Genomic DNA, 18000 nt, shown 5'->3' with positions numbered 1-18000 from the left:
TACTACCGGACAATCACAACGGGCTCTCGCGCAACCGCCGTCGGCGGCCCGGCGGAGGCTCCGCCGGGCCGCTTTGTCAGTGGTGCAGCAGCCGCGCGAGCAGCAGATAGGCGCGCTGTTCGGCCGCGGCGAGCGCCGCCGGGTCGATCCCCGCCGACCACAGTTCGCCCGCCGCCGCGTCGTCCGCGTCCCGCAGCTCCACCACGGTCACCGCGAGGCGTACCGGGACGACCGGGTGCACCGGACGGGTGGCGGTCAGCGCCCGCTCCGCCCGCCGGGTCGCGTCGGTGCAGGCGGCCAGCGCGCGCTCCACGCGCACCGCCGCCTGGTCGTGCACCACGAGCAGCGAACAGACCAGCCCGACGACGATCCCGAGCAGACTGCCCAGCCCCCGGTCGTACACCAGCCGCTCCGGCGTGGTGGGGTCGGCGAGATCGCTCAGCAGCAACGCCAGCGGGGTCAGGAAGACCACGCCCAGACCGTAGTTGCGCACCACCATGTACTCGAGCAGGAACTCCAGGATCACGACCACCAGGGCGAGCAGCGCGGGCGCGGGATGCCCGGCGAGCACACCGAGGGCGATCAGCAGACCGATGGCCGTGCCCAGGGTGCGCTGGACGGCGCGCTGCATCGTCGTGCGCACGTTGACCGCGTGCAGCACGGCGGCGGCGGAGATCGCGGCCCAGTAGCCGTGCCCGAGTCCGAGTCCCACGGCCACCCCGCCCGCCACCAGCGTGCCGAGGAACATCCGCACCGCGGGCACCACGAGGACCGCCATCGGCGTGTGCCCGCCCGCCCGGCCGCGCACCAGCACCCAGGCGCGCCGGGCCGCCGGATCGACCGGCGTCGTCCGCTGCCAGCGGTGTCTGCGGCGCGCCGAGGTCACCGGGGTGTGCGCGGACAGGTCGGGCAGCACCGGCGGATTGCTGATCCGCCGGTCGGCCAGCAGATCCGCCTGGGTGCGCAGCAGCCCCGCCAGCTCGGCGGGGTCGTGCGGGAGCCGTACGGAGGAGTCGATCAGTATCGTCCAGGACAGGTCCGTGAGTTGCACGGTGGTCGCCTCGCGGCTCACCCGGTCGCCGTGCGTCGGCGGGGCGAGACCCAGGCTGTGGTACGCCTGCAGCACGGCGGCCGTGGCCCGCTGCCGCGAGCGTCCGGTGCCGCCCCGGGCGGCGTCCATCAGCTCCGCGAGCGAGCGCAGCGCGCCCGCCACCGCCAGCCGCTCGGGACGGTCGGGGTGCACGAACCGGCCGAGGACCGCCAGCACCCAGGCGAGCGCGGCGCCCGCCGCCGCCAGCCCGGTGCGCGGCAGCACCTCCCCGAGCGTGGTGTGGGCGTTCGCGGACACCGCGAAGGAGAACAACAGCAGGATCGCGCCGAGCCCGCCGAGCCGGGTGGCGTCGCAGCAGTACTTCGCCAGTCCCGCGACCACCGCCGTCGCCGCCACCACCACGATGGCGCCCGTGCTGCCCTCCCAGGGGCGCGCCACCGCGGCGAGCAGCGAACCGAGACCCACGCACGACGTCATGGCCACCGCGACCGCGGCGAGCGCCCTGGCCCGGCGCCGGTAGGGCAGATTGCGCCCGAACGTCGTCGTGAAGGCGCCCATCATCCCGTACACGCTCAGATCCGGACGCCCGGCGGCGACGACCGGCAGCGCGGCGAGCGCCATGGCGAGCGCGGCGCGCAGGGCGAAGGTGAACGCGCCGTCCACCTTCTGCAGGGCGAGGGCTCCCCGCGGGGAGAGCACCCGTGCGAGAGCGGCGGCCGCTCGCCGCCTGCCGTCACCGGTCACGGCGCGCTGGGGCGGGCGGGATAGGGGCATGTTCGGTGTATATCACTTGCTCCGGTCGGATTCCTGATCACTTACGAAACCCCTTCTGACCTGGGGCTCGACTGATATGTGCGGCGGGTTGGCCGGTGCCTCCAACGCGCCGTCGGCCCGGTGCCCGCCGGACCCGGAGGCGGCGGACACCGGGCCGACGGCGGCCGGGGCGACTACTGTGGTGGCGCATGAGCATCTGGCTGCCGGTGTCCGCGGTTCCCAGGCTGGCCGGCGCGGTCGTCGTCGGCGCGGCGGTCGGCGTCGCGGTCGGACTGACCGCCCAGGCGGCGCTGGGCATCCTCTGCGGTATCGCGGCGGCGGGCATCCTCTTCGTGGTCGCGGGCTGGATCGTGCTGTGGCCGATGGACGCGAAGGCCACCCACACCAACGCCCGGCGCGAGGACTTCCGTCCGCACGTCGAGGAACTCGTGGTCGTGGTGGCCTCGCTGCTCGGTCTGGTCGGCATCGTGCTGCTGCTGGTCGCGGACCGCTCCGGCACCGGACCCGCGGCGGCCGCCGTCGCCGTGTGCGGGGTGTTCATGGCCTGGGCGGCGCTGCACCTGATGTACACCGCCCGCTACGCGTACCTCTACTACGGTCCGGCCGACGGCGGCATCGACTTCAACTCCTCGCGACCGCCGGCGTACCGGGACTTCTTCTACTTCAGCTACAACCTCGGCATGACCTACCAGGTCTCCGACACCAGCGTCTCCAGCCCGCTGATCCGCTCGGTCGTGCTGCGGCACTGCCTGCTGTCGTACCTGTTCGGCATCAGCGTGCTCGCCACCACCATCAACCTGGTCACCGGGATCGTCACGGGCTGACCCGCGCGCCGCGCGCCCCTCAGCAGGCGCCGACCCACTCCTCCGTGCCGTCCACGAAGAGCTGGCGCTTCCAGATCGGCACCTCGTGCTTGAGGGTGTCGGTCAGCAGCCTGCAGGCGGCGAACGCCTCGGCGCGGTGCGGGCAGGAGACGGCGGTGATCACCGCGACGTCACCGATGGACAGCGGACCCGTGCGGTGCACGGCGGCCAGGGAGAGCACGGGGAAGTCGGCGGCGACCTTCTCGGCCACCCGCCGCAGCTCCGCCTCCGCGCTCGGGTGGGCGCTGTACTCCAGCGAGGTCACGGACTTGCCGCCGTCGTGGTCGCGCACGGTGCCGACGAAGAGGGCGGTGCCGCCCGCCGCGTCGTCACCGACCGCCGCGTACACCTCGTCGAGCGAGAGCGCGGTGTCGCGGACGGCGAGCAGCCGGATGGGGGAGGCGAGGGACGAGGACAGGGAGGAGGAGAGGGTCTCGGGCAGGTGCAGCATGGCGCGGTCCAGGGTCCGGGTTCCGATGGGGGAGCGGTCGTACGGGGAAGCGGTCGCAGGGGGGGAGTGCGCGGGATCAGCCGCCCGCGAACGGGGGCAGCACCTCGACCGTGCCGCCCTCGGGCAGCGCGATCGCCGTGTGGTCGCGGTCGCCCACCGGACGGCCGTCGACCAGGAACGAGCAGATGCCCAGCACCTGTCCGAAGCGCGGCCGGTCGGCGTGGCGGGCCCGCGCCTGCTCCAGCGCCTGCGCGAGGGTCGTGGCGCGGTAGGGCTCCTCGGCCGTACCGGCCGCGCCCTTGGCCGCCGCCCAGTAGCGGATGATCCCGGCGGGTGCCGTCTGTGTCTCCATGTCCTGTGCCTTTTCCGGTGGTCGTCGTCTGGCTCGTGGGGGCGGGGGAGGAAGGGGGAGCGGCGGGGCTGTCACCGTGCGGGCAGGTCGAGGACCTCCACGGTCGCACCGGCGGGCGCGCCGCCGGGCGGGACGACGGCGAGACCGTCGGCCAGCGCGAGCCCGCGCAGCATGGCCGGACCGTCGTACGGCAGCGCAGCCACCTCGGCGCCCGCCCGGCGCACCGGCAGCAGCCGGGTGTCGCGCGGGTGCCCGGGCAGTTCCCCGGCGGTGACCGACAGACGCGGTTCCGGGTCGGCGTGGCCGCCGAGGGTGCGTAGCAGCGGGGCGGCGAGCGTGAGTGTCCCGGCGACGGCGGCCAGCGGGTTGCCCGGCAGCCCGACCAGGCGGCGGGCGCGGCCGTCCTCGGCGGGCGGCAGTCCGGCGAGCAGCATGGGGTGCCCCGGCCGGACGGCCACCGAGTCGACCAGCAGCCGCGCCTCCAGCATCTCCAGCGTGTCGTGCAGGAAGTCCACGGGTCCCGCCGCCGTGCTGCCGGTGGTGATCACGACGTCGGCGGGGGAGCGGCGCACCGCCTCGTAGAGCATTCCGAGTCGGTCGGAGATGCGGTGCTGCCCGATCAGCTCGGCGCCCAGACCGCGCAGCCACGAGGGCAGCATCGGACCGAGCGCGTCGCGGACCCGGCCGCCCCGGGGCACGCCGGAGCGCAGCAGTTCGTCGCCGAGCACGAGGAGTTCCACGCTCGGCCTGCGGTGCACGGACAGCCGGTCGTACCCGGCCGCCGCCGCGAGACCGAGCACCGCCGGGGTCACCGTGGTGCCGGAGGGCAGCAGCGGCTCGCCGTTGCGGCACTCCTGACCGCGCGGCCGTACGTCCCGCCCGTCGGTCACCGGGCCGCCGGGGGTGCGGTCGTACAGCAGACCGTCCCGCTCGCCGGTCTCCCCGTGCTCGCGGCGCAGTACGGCGCGGGCGCCGGGGGGCAGCGGGGCGCCGGTGGCGATGGGCACGGCGGTGTCCGGCGCCAGCGGGTCCGGCTGCTCACCGGCCAGCACCCGGCGCCCCGCCAGATGCCAGGGACCGGTGCCGCAGACCGCCCAGCCGTCCATCGCCGAGGTGGCGAACGACGGCAGGTCGGTGAGCGCGGTCAGCGGCTCGGCCAGCGCGTGACCGAGCGCGTCGTCAAGGGTGCGCGGCACGGCGGGCAGCGCGCGCCCCGCCGTGCGCGCGACCGACCGGGCCCGCTCCCAGGTGGGAGCGGCGCCCCGGCCGTGCGCGTGCGGGGCGGTCGCCCGGCCGCCGCTCAGGGGTGCGTCGTTCACGGGGTCGCCGGACCGTTCTCGCCTTCGGCCTCGTGCTCGGCGATCCAGCGCTCGGCCAGCTCGGTCACCCGGCGGTTGGCCTCGGCGACCGCCTCCGCGCCGCCGCCCTGGAGGGCTGCCGCGTAGCCGACCAGGAAGGAGGTGATCGGCGCCGCCGGGCGGGCCACCCCGTGGGCGACGACCTTCGTCATGTCGAGCAGCTCACCGACGTTGACATCGAGGTCGATGCCCAGGTCGGTCTTGGCCGCGGCGATCCATTCGTGCATCCGGTTCACTTCGGTCGTCCTCGCGTTTCGTGTCCGTCGTCTTGAGGTCTGTCGTGCGTCTTCGTGCGTCTTCGTCGTGCCGTCCCGGACCGCTCGGACCCGGGACCTCGTCAGCCGCCGATGGCGGACATCGGGCGGTCCGGCTGCCGGAAGTCGGCGCTGTTGATGGTGTGTCCGGGCCCCTTGCCCGCGATGCAGGAGCGCCACGCCGCCTCCAGGGCGTCGTCGTCGGAGCCGTCGCGCAGCAGGCTCCGCAGGTCCGACTCCTTGGTCGCGAACAGGCAGTTGCGCAACTGACCGTCGGCGGTCAGCCGTACCCGGTCGCAGTTGCCGCAGAACGGGCGGGTGACGCTCGCGATGACGCCGACCACGGAGTCCGTGCCCGCGATCCGCCACTCCTCGGCGGGGGCGTTGTCCTCCCTGGGGACCGGCACCAGCTCGAAGCGCTCCCCGATGCGTTCCAGGATCTCGGCGGCGGGCACCATCTTCTCCCGTTCCCAGGCACCCTGCGCGTCCAGCGGCATGGACTCGATGAACCGCATCCGGTAGCCGTGCTCCACGGCGAAGGCGGTCAGGTCCGCGATCTCGTCGTCGTTGACCCCGCGCACCGGCACCGCGTTGACCTTGACCGGCGCGAGCCCCGCGGACCGCGCCGCCGCGAGCCCCGCCAGCACGTCGGACAGCCGGTCGCGCCGGGTGATGGCGGCGAAGCGCTCCGGGCGCAGGGTGTCCAGGCTGACGTTGACCCGCCGCAGCCCCGCCTCGCGCAGCGCCTCGGCGCAGCGGGCCAGACCGATGCCGTTGGTGGTGATGGACAGCTCGGGCGCCGGGTCGAGCGCCGCGATCCGGGCGACCAGGGCGGGCAGACCGCGCCGTACCAGCGGCTCGCCGCCGGTCAGCCGGACCTCCCTGATGCCGAGCCGCCCGGTCGCGATGGCCACCAGGCGCACGATCTCGTCGTCGCTCAGCAGCTCGTTCTTCGGCAGCCAGTCGAGACCCTCGGCGGGCATGCAGTACGTGCACCGCAGATTGCAGCGGTCCGTCAGGGAGAGCCGCAGGTCGGTGTGGACCCGGCCGAAACGGTCCGTCAGCGGCCGCGCGACGGTCCCGGTGGTGCCGCTCGGCTGATCGGTGTGCGGTCGGGACACGGTCCTGCCTTCTTCCTCTGCTGCCCGGAGGCTGTCGTACGGTGCGGGATCTTCCCCTGCCGGAGGGCGGTCCCCGGTGCGTATGGTGCGTGATCCGGTCCGGTGACGGTCCGTCGGCGCCCCTTTCGGCGGGGTCGCCGTGCCGGGCGTCCGGTCCGCCGGCCGCCCGGCCACGCCGTGCCCCCGCCCCCCGGCCGACCGCTCTTCGGCCGGGAGTTCGCGGGTGTGGGCACGGCGCGGCCGGAGCGGCGCGCGCCCACGGGTCCGGGACACTTCCCGATGATCATCTCGGGTGGTGCCCCGGCCCGTGGACATCGCCACGCCGTCGCCTGCCTCCCCGCGCGCCGCGTACGGGACGCGGGCGCGGGTGAGGCGGCGCAGGGCGTGGGACGTCATCACGCGGTGGGTGTTCACCGGGCGACGGTGTACCGGGCGCGGGGGTCGCCGTGGCCGTGGCCGTGGGGGTGCGACACCGGGATGTGCTGCACACCGATGCGCTTGCGGAACACCCAGTACGTCCAGCCCTGGTAGAGCAGGATCAGCGGGGTGGCGAACACCGCGACCCAGGTGATGATCCCCAGGGTGTACGGACCCGCGGCGGCGTTGGTCTCGGTCAGGCTCCAGGCCGGGTTGAGGCTGGAGGGCATGACCTCGGGGAACAGTGCCAGGAACAGCACCGCGCTGGAGGCGGCGACACCCACACCGGAGCTGATGAACGCCCTGCCCTCGCGCGAGCCGAAGTTGAAGCCGAGCGAGAGCAGCACGGCCAGCACGGCGACCGCCTCGGCGATCACGCTGCCCAGGTTGCCGGTCAGGAACTGGGTCCAGGTGAGGAAGGCGAGCAGCAGAACGACGGTCAGGATGCCGAGCTTCTGGGCCAGATGACGCGCCCGGGGGCGGATGGAGCCGACCGTCTTCAGCGAGGCGAACACCGCGCCGTGGAAGGTGAACAGCACGGTCGTGGTCACACCGCCGAGCAGCGAGTACGGGCGGATCAGCTCGGTGATGCCGCCGTGGTACTCGTGGTCGGCCGTGATCGGCAGACCGTGGACCATCGCCGCGAAGAGCAGGCCCCACAGGAAGGACAGGATCAGGGAGGTGCCGAAGATGATCGCCTCCCAGTTGCGCTTCCAGGCGGCGCCGTCGCGCTTGACGCGGTACTCGAACGCCACGCCGCGCAGGATCAGGCACAGCAGGATCACGAACATCGGCAGGTAGAAGCCGCTGAACATGGTGGCGTACCAGTCGGGGAAGGCGGCGAAGGTCGCGCCTGCCGCGGTGACCAGCCACACCTCGTTGCCGTCCCAGACGGGGCCGATGGTGTTGATCAGGACGCGGCGCTCGGTCTCACCGCGGGCGAGGACCCGGGTGAGGATGCCGATGCCGAAGTCGAAGCCCTCGAGGAAGAAGTAACCCGTCCACAGAAAGGCGATGACGAAGAACCAGAGGTCATGGAGATGCACGGTCCGGGACTTTCTCTCAGTAGGCGAAGGCCATGGGCTTGTCGGCGTCCTGGGGGGCGCCGTCGAGCGACCCGCCGCCCATCCTGATGTCGCGCAGCGGCGGACGCTCGGCGGTGACGGGACCCGCACCGGCGTACTTGACCAGCAGCTTCAACTCGACCACGGCCAGCGCGATGTAGAGCAGACTGAACCCGATGAGCGTGATGAGCTGCTCGGTGAGCGAGACGTTGGGCGAGACCGCGTCGACGGTGCGCAGCAGACCGGTGACGGCCCACGGCTGACGTCCCATCGCGGTGAAGATCCAGCCGAAGGCGTTGGCGATCACCGGGAAGGCGAGCGTCGCGATGGCGGCGCGCCAGGCCAGACCCGTCATGACGGGGCTCAGTTCGCGCTTCTTCGTCAGCATCAGCCGCGGCACGTCGAAGGAGCCGGTGCGGAACTCGGGGTCCACCCAGAACCTGCGCCGGGTGAGCCAGAGTCCGGCCGCGCCGAGGGCGAAGGACGTCATACCGAAGATGATCATCGCCCGGAAACCCCAGTACGTCATGGGGATGTTGGGCAGGTACTGCGAGGGACTGCCGCCGTACTTGGCGGCTTCGGCCTTGGCCGTGTCGTTGATGCCGGGGACCGCCGAGTGGAAGTCCTTGTGCGCGAGGAAGGACAGCAGCCCCGGGACCTCGACGCTGACGCTGTTGCGGTGGTTGGCGACGTCCGGCACGGAGAACGCGGAGAACGGAGCCGGGGACTGCTTGTCCCACAGCGCCTCGGCGGAAGCCATCTTCATCGGCTGCTGCTCGAACATGACCTCGCCGAGCTTGTCACCGGTGATCGCGGTGCCCAGACCGAAGATGACGGCGAGCGTCAGCCCGAGCCGCAGCGAGGTGCGCATGGCCGCGACCTTCTTGAGGTCGTTGGGCCGCCCGCGGCGCTGGCGGCGCGCCGCCTTCCACAGATGGATGGCGGAGATGCCCATGACGAAGGCGGCGCCGGTCAGGAACGCGGCGGTCAGGGTGTGCGCGACGACGACGAGGTTGAGCTTCTGGAAGAGCACCGCGCCGATGTCGGTCAGATGCGCCTTGCCCGCCGCCTTGTCGAGGCTGAAGCCGACCGGGTTCTGCATGAAGGAGTTGGCGGCGAGGATGAAGTACGTCGACAGGATCGTGCCGATCGAGACCATCCAGATGCACGCGCAGTGGATCTTCTTGGGCAGCTTGTCCCAGCCGAAGATCCAGAGTCCGATGAAGGTGGACTCGAAGAAGAACGCCAGCAGCGCTTCCAGGGCGAGCGGCGCGCCGAAGACATCGCCGACGAAGCGGGAGTAGGCGGACCAGTTCATGCCGAACTGGAACTCCTGCACCAGCCCGGTGACGACACCCATGGCTATGTTGATCAGGAAGAGCTTGCCCCAGAACTTGGTGGCGTGGAAGTACTTGGTCTTCCCGGTGCGCACATACGCCGTCTCCAGTCCCGCCGTGATCGCCACCAGGCTGATGGTGAGGGGCACGAACAGGTAGTGGTAGACGGTGGTCATCCCGAACTGCCATCGCGCGATGGTGTCCGGGGCCAATGCCAGGTCCACGGCAGGTCTCTCCTCAACTCCCCGGTGTGGCTCGCGAAGCCGGGCTCGGCCACCGGTGGAGGGTGAATGTGAATGTTTCGGTTATGCCGCCCATGTCACCCGAAAGGGACACAGGTCATGTCTTCTCGGGCGGCTGCCGGGACGGTCGTCGGTTTCCGTCCGGGGCGGCAATTCTTCGATTACTGCTCGCCCGTCAGCGTCGGCCAATTTCCGGAACAAGTCAAAGAGGGACGATTGATCGGATGATCGGCGGCGCTTATCTCTGTTCCGGAAAGCCGGTTCGGGGTGGCCGTCGGCGTCACGTTTCCCCTGGTCACGGGCGTGTGTGGCCGGTCGGGGCGGTCGGGCGCGGTCCGCCCGGAAAGGCGGACCTGTGTAGAGTATCGGCTCGGATGAATCGCCGTTCACCGGGGGTGAGTGGACGATAAGCGGCGCCTATTAGGTGATCGGGATTGCCTCTTTGACTTCCCCCGGGAAAAGGCAGAAAATTGCTTTGCAGCGGGATTCGGATAACGCGAATCGCGGACAGGGTACGGGGGACGGCGCCCGAGGCTTTCCCTCCGGACCGCACGTCTGCCGCAGCGGCCGCCCGCCCGGACCCGAGGGGACCTCACACCACGCTCCCGGGACCGAGCCGGCCTCCGCACGGCGGCGCGTCATCTCCCCGCCGACCGGAACCCGCCTGTACAGGCGTATGTGAGAAAGAGGCAGAGCACACCATGAGCAGCAGCATCGAGGATCCGATCGACGACCTTTCGGTCACGCCTCCCAAGAAGTGGGCCACCGGTGTTCCCGCCGTGACGCACGCGCTCGAGTACTCCCTGAGCCAGACGTCCCCGCGGCGCACCATGCTGACGCTGCTGAACATCAACCAGATCGACGGCATCGACTGCCCGGGCTGTGCCTGGCCCGAGGACAAGAAGCGCCACTTCAACGAGTACTGCGAGAACGGCGCCAAGCACATCAACGACGAGGCCACCTCGCGCCGCGTCACCCGCGACTTCTTCAAGCAGTACTCGATCGCCGAGCTGGACTCGAAGTCCGACTACTGGCTGAACCAGCAGGGCCGTCTCACCGAGCCCATGATCAAGCGCCCGGGCGCCACCCACTACGAGCCGGTGAGCTGGGACGAGGCCCTCTCCCTGCTCGCCCGCGAACTGCGCGCGCTGGCCTCCCCCGACGAGGCGATGTTCTACGTCTCGGGCCGCCTGAACAACGAGGCCGCCTTCCTCCTCCAGCTCTTCTCCCGCGCGTTCGGCACCAACAACCTGCCGGACTGCTCCAACATGTGCCACGAGTCCACCGGTTGGGGACTCGGCCAGTCGCTGGGCATCGGCAAGGGCAGCGTCTCCCTCGACGACATCCACCACTCGGACCTGATCTTCCTGGTCGGCCAGAACCCCGGCACCAACCACCCGCGCATGCTCGCCGCGCTGGAGGAGACCAAGCGCAACGGCGGCTCGGTCGTCGCCGTCAACACGCTGCCCGAGGCCGGTCTGATCCGCTTCAAGCACCCGCAGAAGGCGCGCGGCGTCATCGGCAACGGCACCGCGATCGCCGACCAGTTCGTGCACATCCGCGCCGGTGGCGACATGGCCCTCTTCCAGGGCCTCAACAAGCTCCTCCTCGACGCCGAGGACGCCGCGCCCGGCACCGTCCTCGACCACGCCTGGATCAACAAGAACTCCATCAACTTCCAGGAGTTCGCCGAGCACGTCCGCAAGATCTCCTGGGACGACATCCTCACCGCGACCGGCCTGACCATGGCCGAGATCGAGGAGATCCACCAGCGCGTCATGAAGAGCAAGAGCGCCATCGTCTGCTGGGCGATGGGCGTGACGCAGCAGAAGCACGGCGTCCCCACCATCCGGGAGATCACCAACTTCCTGATGCTGCGCGGCAACATCGGCAAGCCGGGCGCGGGCGTCTGCCCCGTCCGCGGCCACTCCAACGTGCAGGGCGACCGCACCATGGGCGTCTGGGAGCAGATGTCCGACGAGTTCCTGGACGCGCTCGGCCGCGAGTTCCGCTTCGAGCCGCCGCGCCACCACGGCTACGACGCCGTGCAGGGCATCAAGGCGATGTACGAGGGCAAGGCCAAGGTCTTCCTCGGCGTGGCAGGCAACTTCGTCCGGGCGACCCCCGACAGCGAGTACACCGAGCAGGCGATGCGCACCTGCCGCCTGACCGCGCACATCTCGACCAAGCTCAACCGCTCCCACACCGTCTGCGGCGAGTACGCGCTGATCCTGCCCACCCTGGGCCGCAGCGACCGCGACTTCCAGAACGGCGTCGAGCAGTGGATCACCGTCGAGGACTCGATGAGCGACGTCCACCGCTCGCACGGCAAGCTGCCCCCGGCCTCCAAGCACCTGCTCAGCGAGGTCTCGATCATCGCCCGCCTCGCCCGCAAGACCCTCGGTGACCAGCCGAGCATCCCGTGGGAGGAGATGGAGGCGAACAACGACAACATCCGCGACCACATCTCCCGCGTCGTCCCCGGCTTCGAGAACTTCAACGAGCGGGTCCGCGAGCCCGGCGGCTTCAACCTGGGCAGCCCGGTCAACCGCGACGTGTTCCCGACCCCGAGCGGCAAGGCCGTCTTCTGGTCCAACGAGTTCTACGCGCCGCACGTCCCCGACGGCCACCTGCTGCTCCAGACCACGCGCTCGCACGACCAGTGGAACACCATCTGGTACGCGCCCAACGACCGCTATCGGGGCATCCACAACGCCCGCCGCGTCGTGATGGTCAACCCCGCCGACCTCAAGGAGCTGGGCTTCGAGGACGGCGACATGGTCGACCTGGTCAGCATCTGGCACGACAAGGAGCGCCGCGCGGAGAACTTCAAGGTCGTCTCCTACCCGGCCAGCCGTGGCTCCGCCGCCGCCTACTACCCGGAGACGAACGTCCTCGTGCCGCTCGACAGCACCGCGGACATCAGCAACTGCCCCACCTCCAAGGGCGTCGTGATCCGCCTGGAGCCCGCCCGCGTCCCCGCGGGTGCGACCAGCGCCGCCGGCTGAGCCGACGCGCGCGACCCTTCCCCGCCGACGGTCCGGCGGGGAAGGAGTGCCACGGACGGCCCGGCCCCGCAGCCCCGGCGGGCCGGGCCGTCCGTCGGACATCCCCGCACCACGCACGTCCTGCGGGGAAACCCGCCTGACGACGAGTCACTCCCTTGAGCCCTGACACCTCCCGCCCCCGGCTCCGCCGACCGCACCCCCGCCGCCCCGGCTCCGGCCGCCCGGCAGGACGCCCCGCCGGACCCGTACGTCCCCGCCCCCGCCCGCCCCGCTGAGCCGTGCCCCACGCTCCACGCGGGGCACACGCGCACCCCGACCACCCACCCGTCGCGCCACGGCTCGCGCCGTCGGCCGTCCCCCCGTACCACGGTGTCACCTACAGTGGATTTCTCAGAGCTCCGCTGTCTGCCGTCACCGCAGGAACCGCCCCCTGACCACCGGGGACGCACGGACCCCGTCGCCCGGCGCGTCCCTCCCCACCGGCGGCCCGCCCCGGCCGCCCAGCGAACCAGCTCACCGGCGCGGCACCCCCGCCGCCGGGCCTAGGAGAGGAACAAGACCATGGGACGAGTGACCGTGCGGCGTCGAGTGCTCCGCATCCGCGACGGCGCGTCCACGCACCGCCCGGACACCCTCGCCGCCGAGGAGCCGATGGAGATCCGCGTCGGCGGACGCCCGCTCACCGTGACCATGCGCACCCCCGGCGACGACTTCGACCTCGCCGCCGGATTCCTGGTCAGCGAGGGTGTCGCGCACAAGGAGACCGACGTCGCGGGCATCCGCTACTGTCTGGGCGCCACCGACGACGGCAGCAACACCTACAACGTGGTCGACATCGTCCTCGGTCCCGGAGTCGAGGCGCCCGACGCCTCCCTGGAGCGGAACTTCTACACCACGTCCTCCTGCGGACTGTGCGGCAAGGCCAGCCTGGACGCGGTCCGCACGGTCGCCGCCTGGTCCGTCGCCGACGACGAGCTGCGCATGAGCCCCGAGATGCTGGCGACCCTGCCCGAGAAGCTGCGCGCCGCACAGAAGGTGTTCGACAGCACCGGCGGACTCCACGCGGCCGGGCTCTTCTCCTCCGACGGCGAGCTGCTGTGCCTGCGCGAGGACGTCGGCCGCCACAACGCCGTCGACAAGGTCGTCGGACACGCCCTGCGCTCCGGGATGCTCCCGCTGCGCGGCTGTGTGCTGATGGTCAGCGGGCGCGCCTCGTTCGAGCTGGTGCAGAAGGCCGTCATGGCCGGCATCCCGATGCTCGCCGCCGTCTCCGCGCCGTCCTCGCTCGCCGCGGACCTCGCCGCCGAGAGCGGGCTGACCCTGGTCGGCTTCCTGCGCGGCGACTCGATGAACGTGTACACCGGCGCCGAGCGCCTGGAGCCCCAGCCCGTCGCCTGACCGCAGCCCCTTCGGGTTGGACGTTGCCGTGTACGGCGCCCGCACGGGCGCCGTACCGGCGGATCAGACCGCGGTGCCGGGCAGCCGCTCCAGGTCGGCGGCCACGTCGGTGCTCCGGGCGATCTCCATCAGAGCCCGCGCCATCACCGACCCCGGCGTCTGGGCGGTCGTCACCAGACCGACCGGCACCTTCCAGTCCGGCTCCACCAGCGGCACCGCGCGCATCCCGTGCGGCACGCCGAACACATGGAGCCAGGCGTGCGGCACCACGCTGGCCCAGCGGCCCGTGCGCACATGGGAGAAGAGCGCGGCCACCGAGTCGGTCTCGATGCGCGGCGAGGGAGTGGCACCGGCCATGGCGAAGACGCCGTCCAGGATCTGGCGGCCCTGCATCGACTCGTTCAGCAGGCACAGCGGAAGCCGTGCCGCCTCGGCCCACGTCGCCGTCGCCTGATGGGCCAGACCGTCGGCTGCCGTGAGCAGCAGGACGTAACGCTCCTCGTAGAGCGGAAAGGCGTGGAAATGGCTCGAGAGTTCCTCCGGAAGATAAGTGATTCCGGCGTCGATCTCGAAATGCTGGAGCTGGCGGAGAATGTCCTCCGACTGCAGATCCGCTATCACTTCCACCGTCACCAGGGGATGCGCGGTGCAGAAAGGACCCGTCAGCAGCGACACGGCGGCGGACGCGGTCGGCACCGAGCCGATCCGCATCCGGCCGCTCAGACCGCTGCGCAGGGCGCCGACCTCGTCGCGCAGCGCGTCGCGGTCGGCGAGGATGCGCTGCGCCCATACGACGATGCGCTCGCCCTCCGGCGTCAGGCCCTCGTACTTGCGTCCGCGCCTGACCAGCGGCACGTCAAGTTCGTCCTCCAGCTTGCGGATCGCCTCGGACAGGGCGGGCTGGGAGACGGAGCAGGCTTGGGCGGCACGGGCGAAATGGTGCTCCCGCGAGAGGGACACGAGGTACTCGAGTTGGCGAAACAGCACGCAATGGGTGTACCGGAATGCTCCGCGAAATGCCAATCGGCGCTCGCGGCGCCGGTCGCGCCGGACACCCGTCCGGACCGGGCGCGGGCCGCTCCCGGGGCGTGTGACCAGGGCCGACGGACCCTCACGCGGGCCCTGCGGGATGTAGGGGAATTCACACATTGCCGGACCGGGAGCGGTTTCCCGGACTTCCGGAAATTCAGTGGCCGTATCGAACCGGCGCGATCCGCCGGATCACCGATTTGCTAGAGTTATTGAGAGATGCGAAAGAATCGCGGCAACTCCTCTTCTCTGTTCGCCGGACTGGCCCGTGTTCTGTCACCACGGGGCTCCTTCGCCATGGCCAAGGTGAGCGGAGCGCTTCCTTTCGCACTGCGGGCCGCGCTGACCATGGCGCTGCCGACCCTGCCGCTGGTGCTCCTCGGCCACCCGCAGCTCGCCTTCTTCCCCGCTCTCGGCGCGTTCACGATCACCTTCGAGCGCAGCCTGCCGATGAGCCGACGGCGCAGGCTCTGGATGCTCGCGCTGGTCGGCGCGACCATGACGGTCGCCGTCGGGCTCGGCTCGCTCCTCGCCGTCTGGGCCGGACCCTCGGGACCCTGGTTCCAGGGCGTCGCCGCCGTCGCGGGGATGGCGGCGGTCGCCGGTCTCGCCAAGTTCGGCTGCGACTACGCCGGGCTGCGCGGGCTCGGCGCCGTCCTGATCCTGCTCTCCTTCGCGGTCACCGCCGAGGGCACGCCCGGACTCGCCGACGTGCTCCCGCACACCGCCCTTGCCGCGCTCGGCGCCGCCGTCGCCTGGCTGGTCTGCCTGCCGAACTCGCTCCAGCCCCAGCGGCTGCAGCGCCTGGCCCTCTCGGACGCGCTGAACGCCTTCGCCCGCGCCCTCGACGCCGCCGGACCCGCCGAGATCGCCAAGGCGCGGCACCAGGCCGTCGCGGCGGCACTGCGCGCCTACCACGCGCTGAACGAGTCCGGCGGGGGAGAGCCCGACCAGTCCGCCAGACCCGTGTACTCGGCCGACTTCGTCTGGTCGCTGCTCACCGACGACACCCGGCGCTCCACCGAGGACGCCGAGGTCGCCCGGCGGCTGCGCGAACAGGCGCGCGTCCTGGCCGACCGCCGCTGGCACACCCTGCTGCCCCTGCCCGAGGAACTGCTCGACGGCTCGCCCCACGCCCGCAGCGGGGACGCCGTCACACCCGCCGAGGGCGCGGCAGCCACCCTGCCGCCCCTGCCGCCGCGAACGGACGCCCCGCGACCGCTCGACCGGCGCACCCGGGTCCAGACCAAGCGCGGCGGTCCCGGACGACGCCGTGCCGCCGCCCTGCTGCCGACCGCCGTACGCACCGCCGTCGGCACCGCCGTGGCGGGCGGGCTCGCGCTGTTCCTCGGCGTCGGACACAGCTACTGGGCCGCGATCTCCGCCGCCGCCGTGCTGCACTCCGTCAACGTCTGGAGCACCGTCCAGCGCTCCGTGCAGCGCACCATCGGCACGGCCGTCGGACTGCTCATCACCAGCGCCGTCCTGGTGATGCACCCCAGCTCGCTGGCCATCATCTGCCTGATCATCGTCTTCGAGTTCCTGCTGGAGTACGTCGTCGCCCGCAACTACGGACTCGGCGTCGTCTTCCTGACCCCGCTCGCCCTCCTGCTGAGCGAACTGTCCTCCCCGGTCTCCGCCGAGCGACTGCTCCACGACCGGGTCGTCGGAAGCGTCATCGGCATCAGCGTCGGTCTGGTCTGCGCCCTGCTCCTCGTCCACGGCCGCGCCGCCGAACGCCTCCGCGACGCCCTCGCCGCCTCCGTCCACGCCGCCGACCGCGCCCAGCGCGCCCTCTCCGGCACACCGGGCCAGCGCCGCTTCGCCCAGGTCCAACTGGCCGCCGCCTCGGTGGAGCTCTACGAGGCGAAAGAGGCGGCGCGCGGCGAACTGCGCCCCTCCCGAGTCGACCCCGCCACCGTCACCGCCGCCCAGCATCGCGCCTACGACCTCCTGGGCCGCCTGAGCCACGCGATGCTGCGCGGCGAGGGGCAGCCCCGCCAGAACATCCGACCCCCGTCACACCCGGACGCCTGACCCGGGGGTGCCCCGGGCTCCCACCTCGGGTTCGCCCGAACCCCGCCCCCGACCCCCGCAGTTCCCCGAACGTGTCCCCAACCCCCCGTCTGCGTCTATGTTCGTGCTGCGTGCAAGCGATGAGAAGGCAGGTTTTTCCGTGATCGAGACGCAGCCGATAGTCGTCCCGCCGGCCAGGGCGGCGGTGTTTCTGGTGGCCACCGTGGACCCGGGCGGGGAGGAGAAGGTCCGGGACTTGCTGGGTGACGTGGCGTCGATGCGGCGGTCCACGGCGTACCGCGACCCCGACGCCGAGTTGAGCTGTGTCGTCGGGATCGGGTCGGAGGCGTGGGACCGCCTGTTCAGCGGGCCGCGCCCGGCCGAGCTGCATCCGTTCGTGGAGTTGAAGGGGGAGCGGCACCACGCGCCCTCCACCCCCGGCGATCTGCTCTTCCATGTGCGCGGGCGCCGGATGGACGTCGTGTTCGAGCTGGCGCGGCAGTTCGGGGAGCGGCTCAAGGGCGCGGCGACGATCGTGGACGAGGTGCACGGGTTCAAGTTCTTCGACGACCGTGACCTGCTGGGGTTCGTCGACGGCAGCGCGAACCCGGAGGGGCGGCTCGCCGCCGAGTCGGTGCACATCGGGGACGAGGACCCGGAGTTCACCGGCGGCAGCTATGTCATCGTGCAGAAGTACCTGCACGACATGGACGCCTGGCAGAGCACCTCGCTGGAGGAGCAGGAGGCGACCATCGGCCGCTCCAAGCTGGAGAACATCGAGTTCCCGGACGACGTGAAGGCGCCGGACTCGCACGTCATCGTGAACACCATCACCGGCGAGGACGGCCGCGAGCTGAAGATCGTGCGGGAGAACATGCCGTTCGGTCGCATCGGCGACCGCGAGTACGGCACGTACTTCATCGGATACGCCCGCACCCCCGAGGTCACCGAGCACATGCTGCGGAACATGTTCCTCGGGCGTGAACCCGGTCTGCCCGACCGCATCCTGAACTACTCGACGGCCGTCACCGGCACCCTCTTCCACGTGCCCACGGCGGACTTCCTGGCGGACCCGCCGCCCGCGCCGAAGCCGGACGAGAGCGCGACCGCCCCCGCGTCGTAGTACAACAACCCCCGCGCGCCGCCGAGTCGGAGGAGCGGCGGTGCGCGGGACCGCTCCTGGCGAACCCAACAGCCTTTCTTTGCGAAGGCTTTCCCGTCGGGTCCGCCCATCTCCCGCACGGCGCCCGGCGATCCGGGTCCCG

14 protein-coding genes are annotated in these 18000 nt (G+C 71.6%); 5 read left to right on the top strand and 9 right to left on the bottom strand.

The features are described 5' to 3' along the window. Window positions 1-76 precede the first annotated feature (76 nt). Entirely contained in the window at window positions 77-1825 is a 1749-nt protein-coding gene (locus IF655_RS29750; RefSeq protein WP_199588264.1) for an FUSC family protein, read from the bottom strand. 188 nt (window positions 1826-2013) lie between these two features. Here IF655_RS29750 and IF655_RS29745 point away from each other — a divergent pair, with 188 nt between their 5' ends. Beyond that, complete coding sequence (locus tag IF655_RS29745; RefSeq protein WP_199588263.1) at window positions 2014-2649, top strand: DUF1345 domain-containing protein; 636 nt, start codon at window positions 2014-2016, stop codon at window positions 2647-2649. A gap of 19 nt (window positions 2650-2668) precedes the next feature. Here IF655_RS29745 and IF655_RS29740 read toward each other — a convergent pair whose 3' ends face one another. The 7 genes from IF655_RS29740 to IF655_RS29710 all read right to left on the bottom strand — a co-directional run bounded on the left by IF655_RS29740 (window position 2669) and on the right by IF655_RS29710 (window position 9266). Then, complete coding sequence (locus IF655_RS29740; RefSeq protein ID WP_199588262.1) at window positions 2669-3139, bottom strand: molybdenum cofactor biosynthesis protein MoaE; 471 nt, start codon at window positions 3137-3139, stop codon at window positions 2669-2671. A 76-nt stretch (window positions 3140-3215) separates the two neighbouring features. Beyond that, on the bottom strand, window positions 3216-3491 hold the full coding sequence (locus tag IF655_RS29735; RefSeq protein WP_199588261.1) for a MoaD/ThiS family protein: 276 nt from the start codon (window positions 3489-3491) through the stop codon (window positions 3216-3218). A gap of 71 nt (window positions 3492-3562) precedes the next feature. Beyond that, window positions 3563-4810 carry a molybdopterin molybdotransferase MoeA gene (locus tag IF655_RS29730; RefSeq protein WP_374100445.1) on the bottom strand — a complete coding sequence of 416 codons (1248 nt, stop codon included), beginning with the start codon at window positions 4808-4810 and terminating at the stop codon, window positions 3563-3565. Then, window positions 4807-5076, bottom strand: a complete 270-nt coding sequence (locus IF655_RS29725; protein WP_206776626.1) for a DUF6457 domain-containing protein — start codon at window positions 5074-5076, stop codon at window positions 4807-4809. The genes IF655_RS29730 and IF655_RS29725 overlap by 4 nt, the downstream gene beginning before the upstream one ends. A 110-nt stretch (window positions 5077-5186) precedes the next feature. Further along, on the bottom strand, window positions 5187-6224 hold the full coding sequence (gene moaA / locus IF655_RS29720) for a GTP 3',8-cyclase MoaA (RefSeq protein ID WP_199588259.1): 1038 nt from the start codon (window positions 6222-6224) through the stop codon (window positions 5187-5189). Between the two features lie 410 nt (window positions 6225-6634). Next, window positions 6635-7687: a cytochrome d ubiquinol oxidase subunit II gene (cydB, locus tag IF655_RS29715; protein WP_199588258.1), complete on the bottom strand. Its 1053-nt coding sequence runs from the start codon at window positions 7685-7687 to the stop codon at window positions 6635-6637. A gap of 16 nt (window positions 7688-7703) precedes the next feature. Next, the gene (locus IF655_RS29710; protein ID WP_199588257.1) at window positions 7704-9266 is read right to left on the bottom strand and encodes a cytochrome ubiquinol oxidase subunit I; all 1563 of its coding nucleotides are present in this window, start codon (window positions 9264-9266) and stop codon (window positions 7704-7706) included. Between the two features lie 719 nt (window positions 9267-9985). Between IF655_RS29710 and IF655_RS29705 the strand changes: the two genes are divergently transcribed. Both IF655_RS29705 and fdhD read left to right on the top strand, forming a co-directional pair. Further along, on the top strand, window positions 9986-12292 hold the full coding sequence (locus IF655_RS29705) for an FdhF/YdeP family oxidoreductase (protein ID WP_199588256.1): 2307 nt from the start codon (window positions 9986-9988) through the stop codon (window positions 12290-12292). 561 nt (window positions 12293-12853) lie between these two features. Next, complete coding sequence (gene fdhD, locus IF655_RS29700; RefSeq protein WP_199588255.1) at window positions 12854-13690, top strand: formate dehydrogenase accessory sulfurtransferase FdhD; 837 nt, start codon at window positions 12854-12856, stop codon at window positions 13688-13690. 63 nt (window positions 13691-13753) lie between these two features. Here the strand turns inward: fdhD and IF655_RS29695 are convergent, their stop codons facing one another. Further along, window positions 13754-14677, bottom strand: a complete 924-nt coding sequence (locus tag IF655_RS29695) for a LysR family transcriptional regulator (protein WP_199588254.1) — start codon at window positions 14675-14677, stop codon at window positions 13754-13756. Window positions 14678-14938: 261 nt separating this feature from the next. On the opposite strand from IF655_RS29695, the gene IF655_RS29690 reads away from it, so the two are divergent. Both IF655_RS29690 and IF655_RS29685 read left to right on the top strand, forming a co-directional pair. Beyond that, window positions 14939-16756 carry an FUSC family protein gene (locus IF655_RS29690; protein ID WP_199588253.1) on the top strand — a complete coding sequence of 606 codons (1818 nt, stop codon included), beginning with the start codon at window positions 14939-14941 and terminating at the stop codon, window positions 16754-16756. A 139-nt stretch (window positions 16757-16895) separates the two neighbouring features. Beyond that, complete coding sequence (locus IF655_RS29685) at window positions 16896-17858, top strand: Dyp-type peroxidase (protein ID WP_199588252.1); 963 nt, start codon at window positions 16896-16898, stop codon at window positions 17856-17858. Window positions 17859-18000: the final 142 nt, after the last annotated feature.

It is taken from the genome of Streptomyces sp. DSM 110735, assembly GCF_016482685.1.
GTDB lineage: Bacteria > Actinomycetota > Actinomycetes > Streptomycetales > Streptomycetaceae > Streptomyces.
This window is presented reverse-complemented; position numbering and strand designations above follow the sequence as displayed.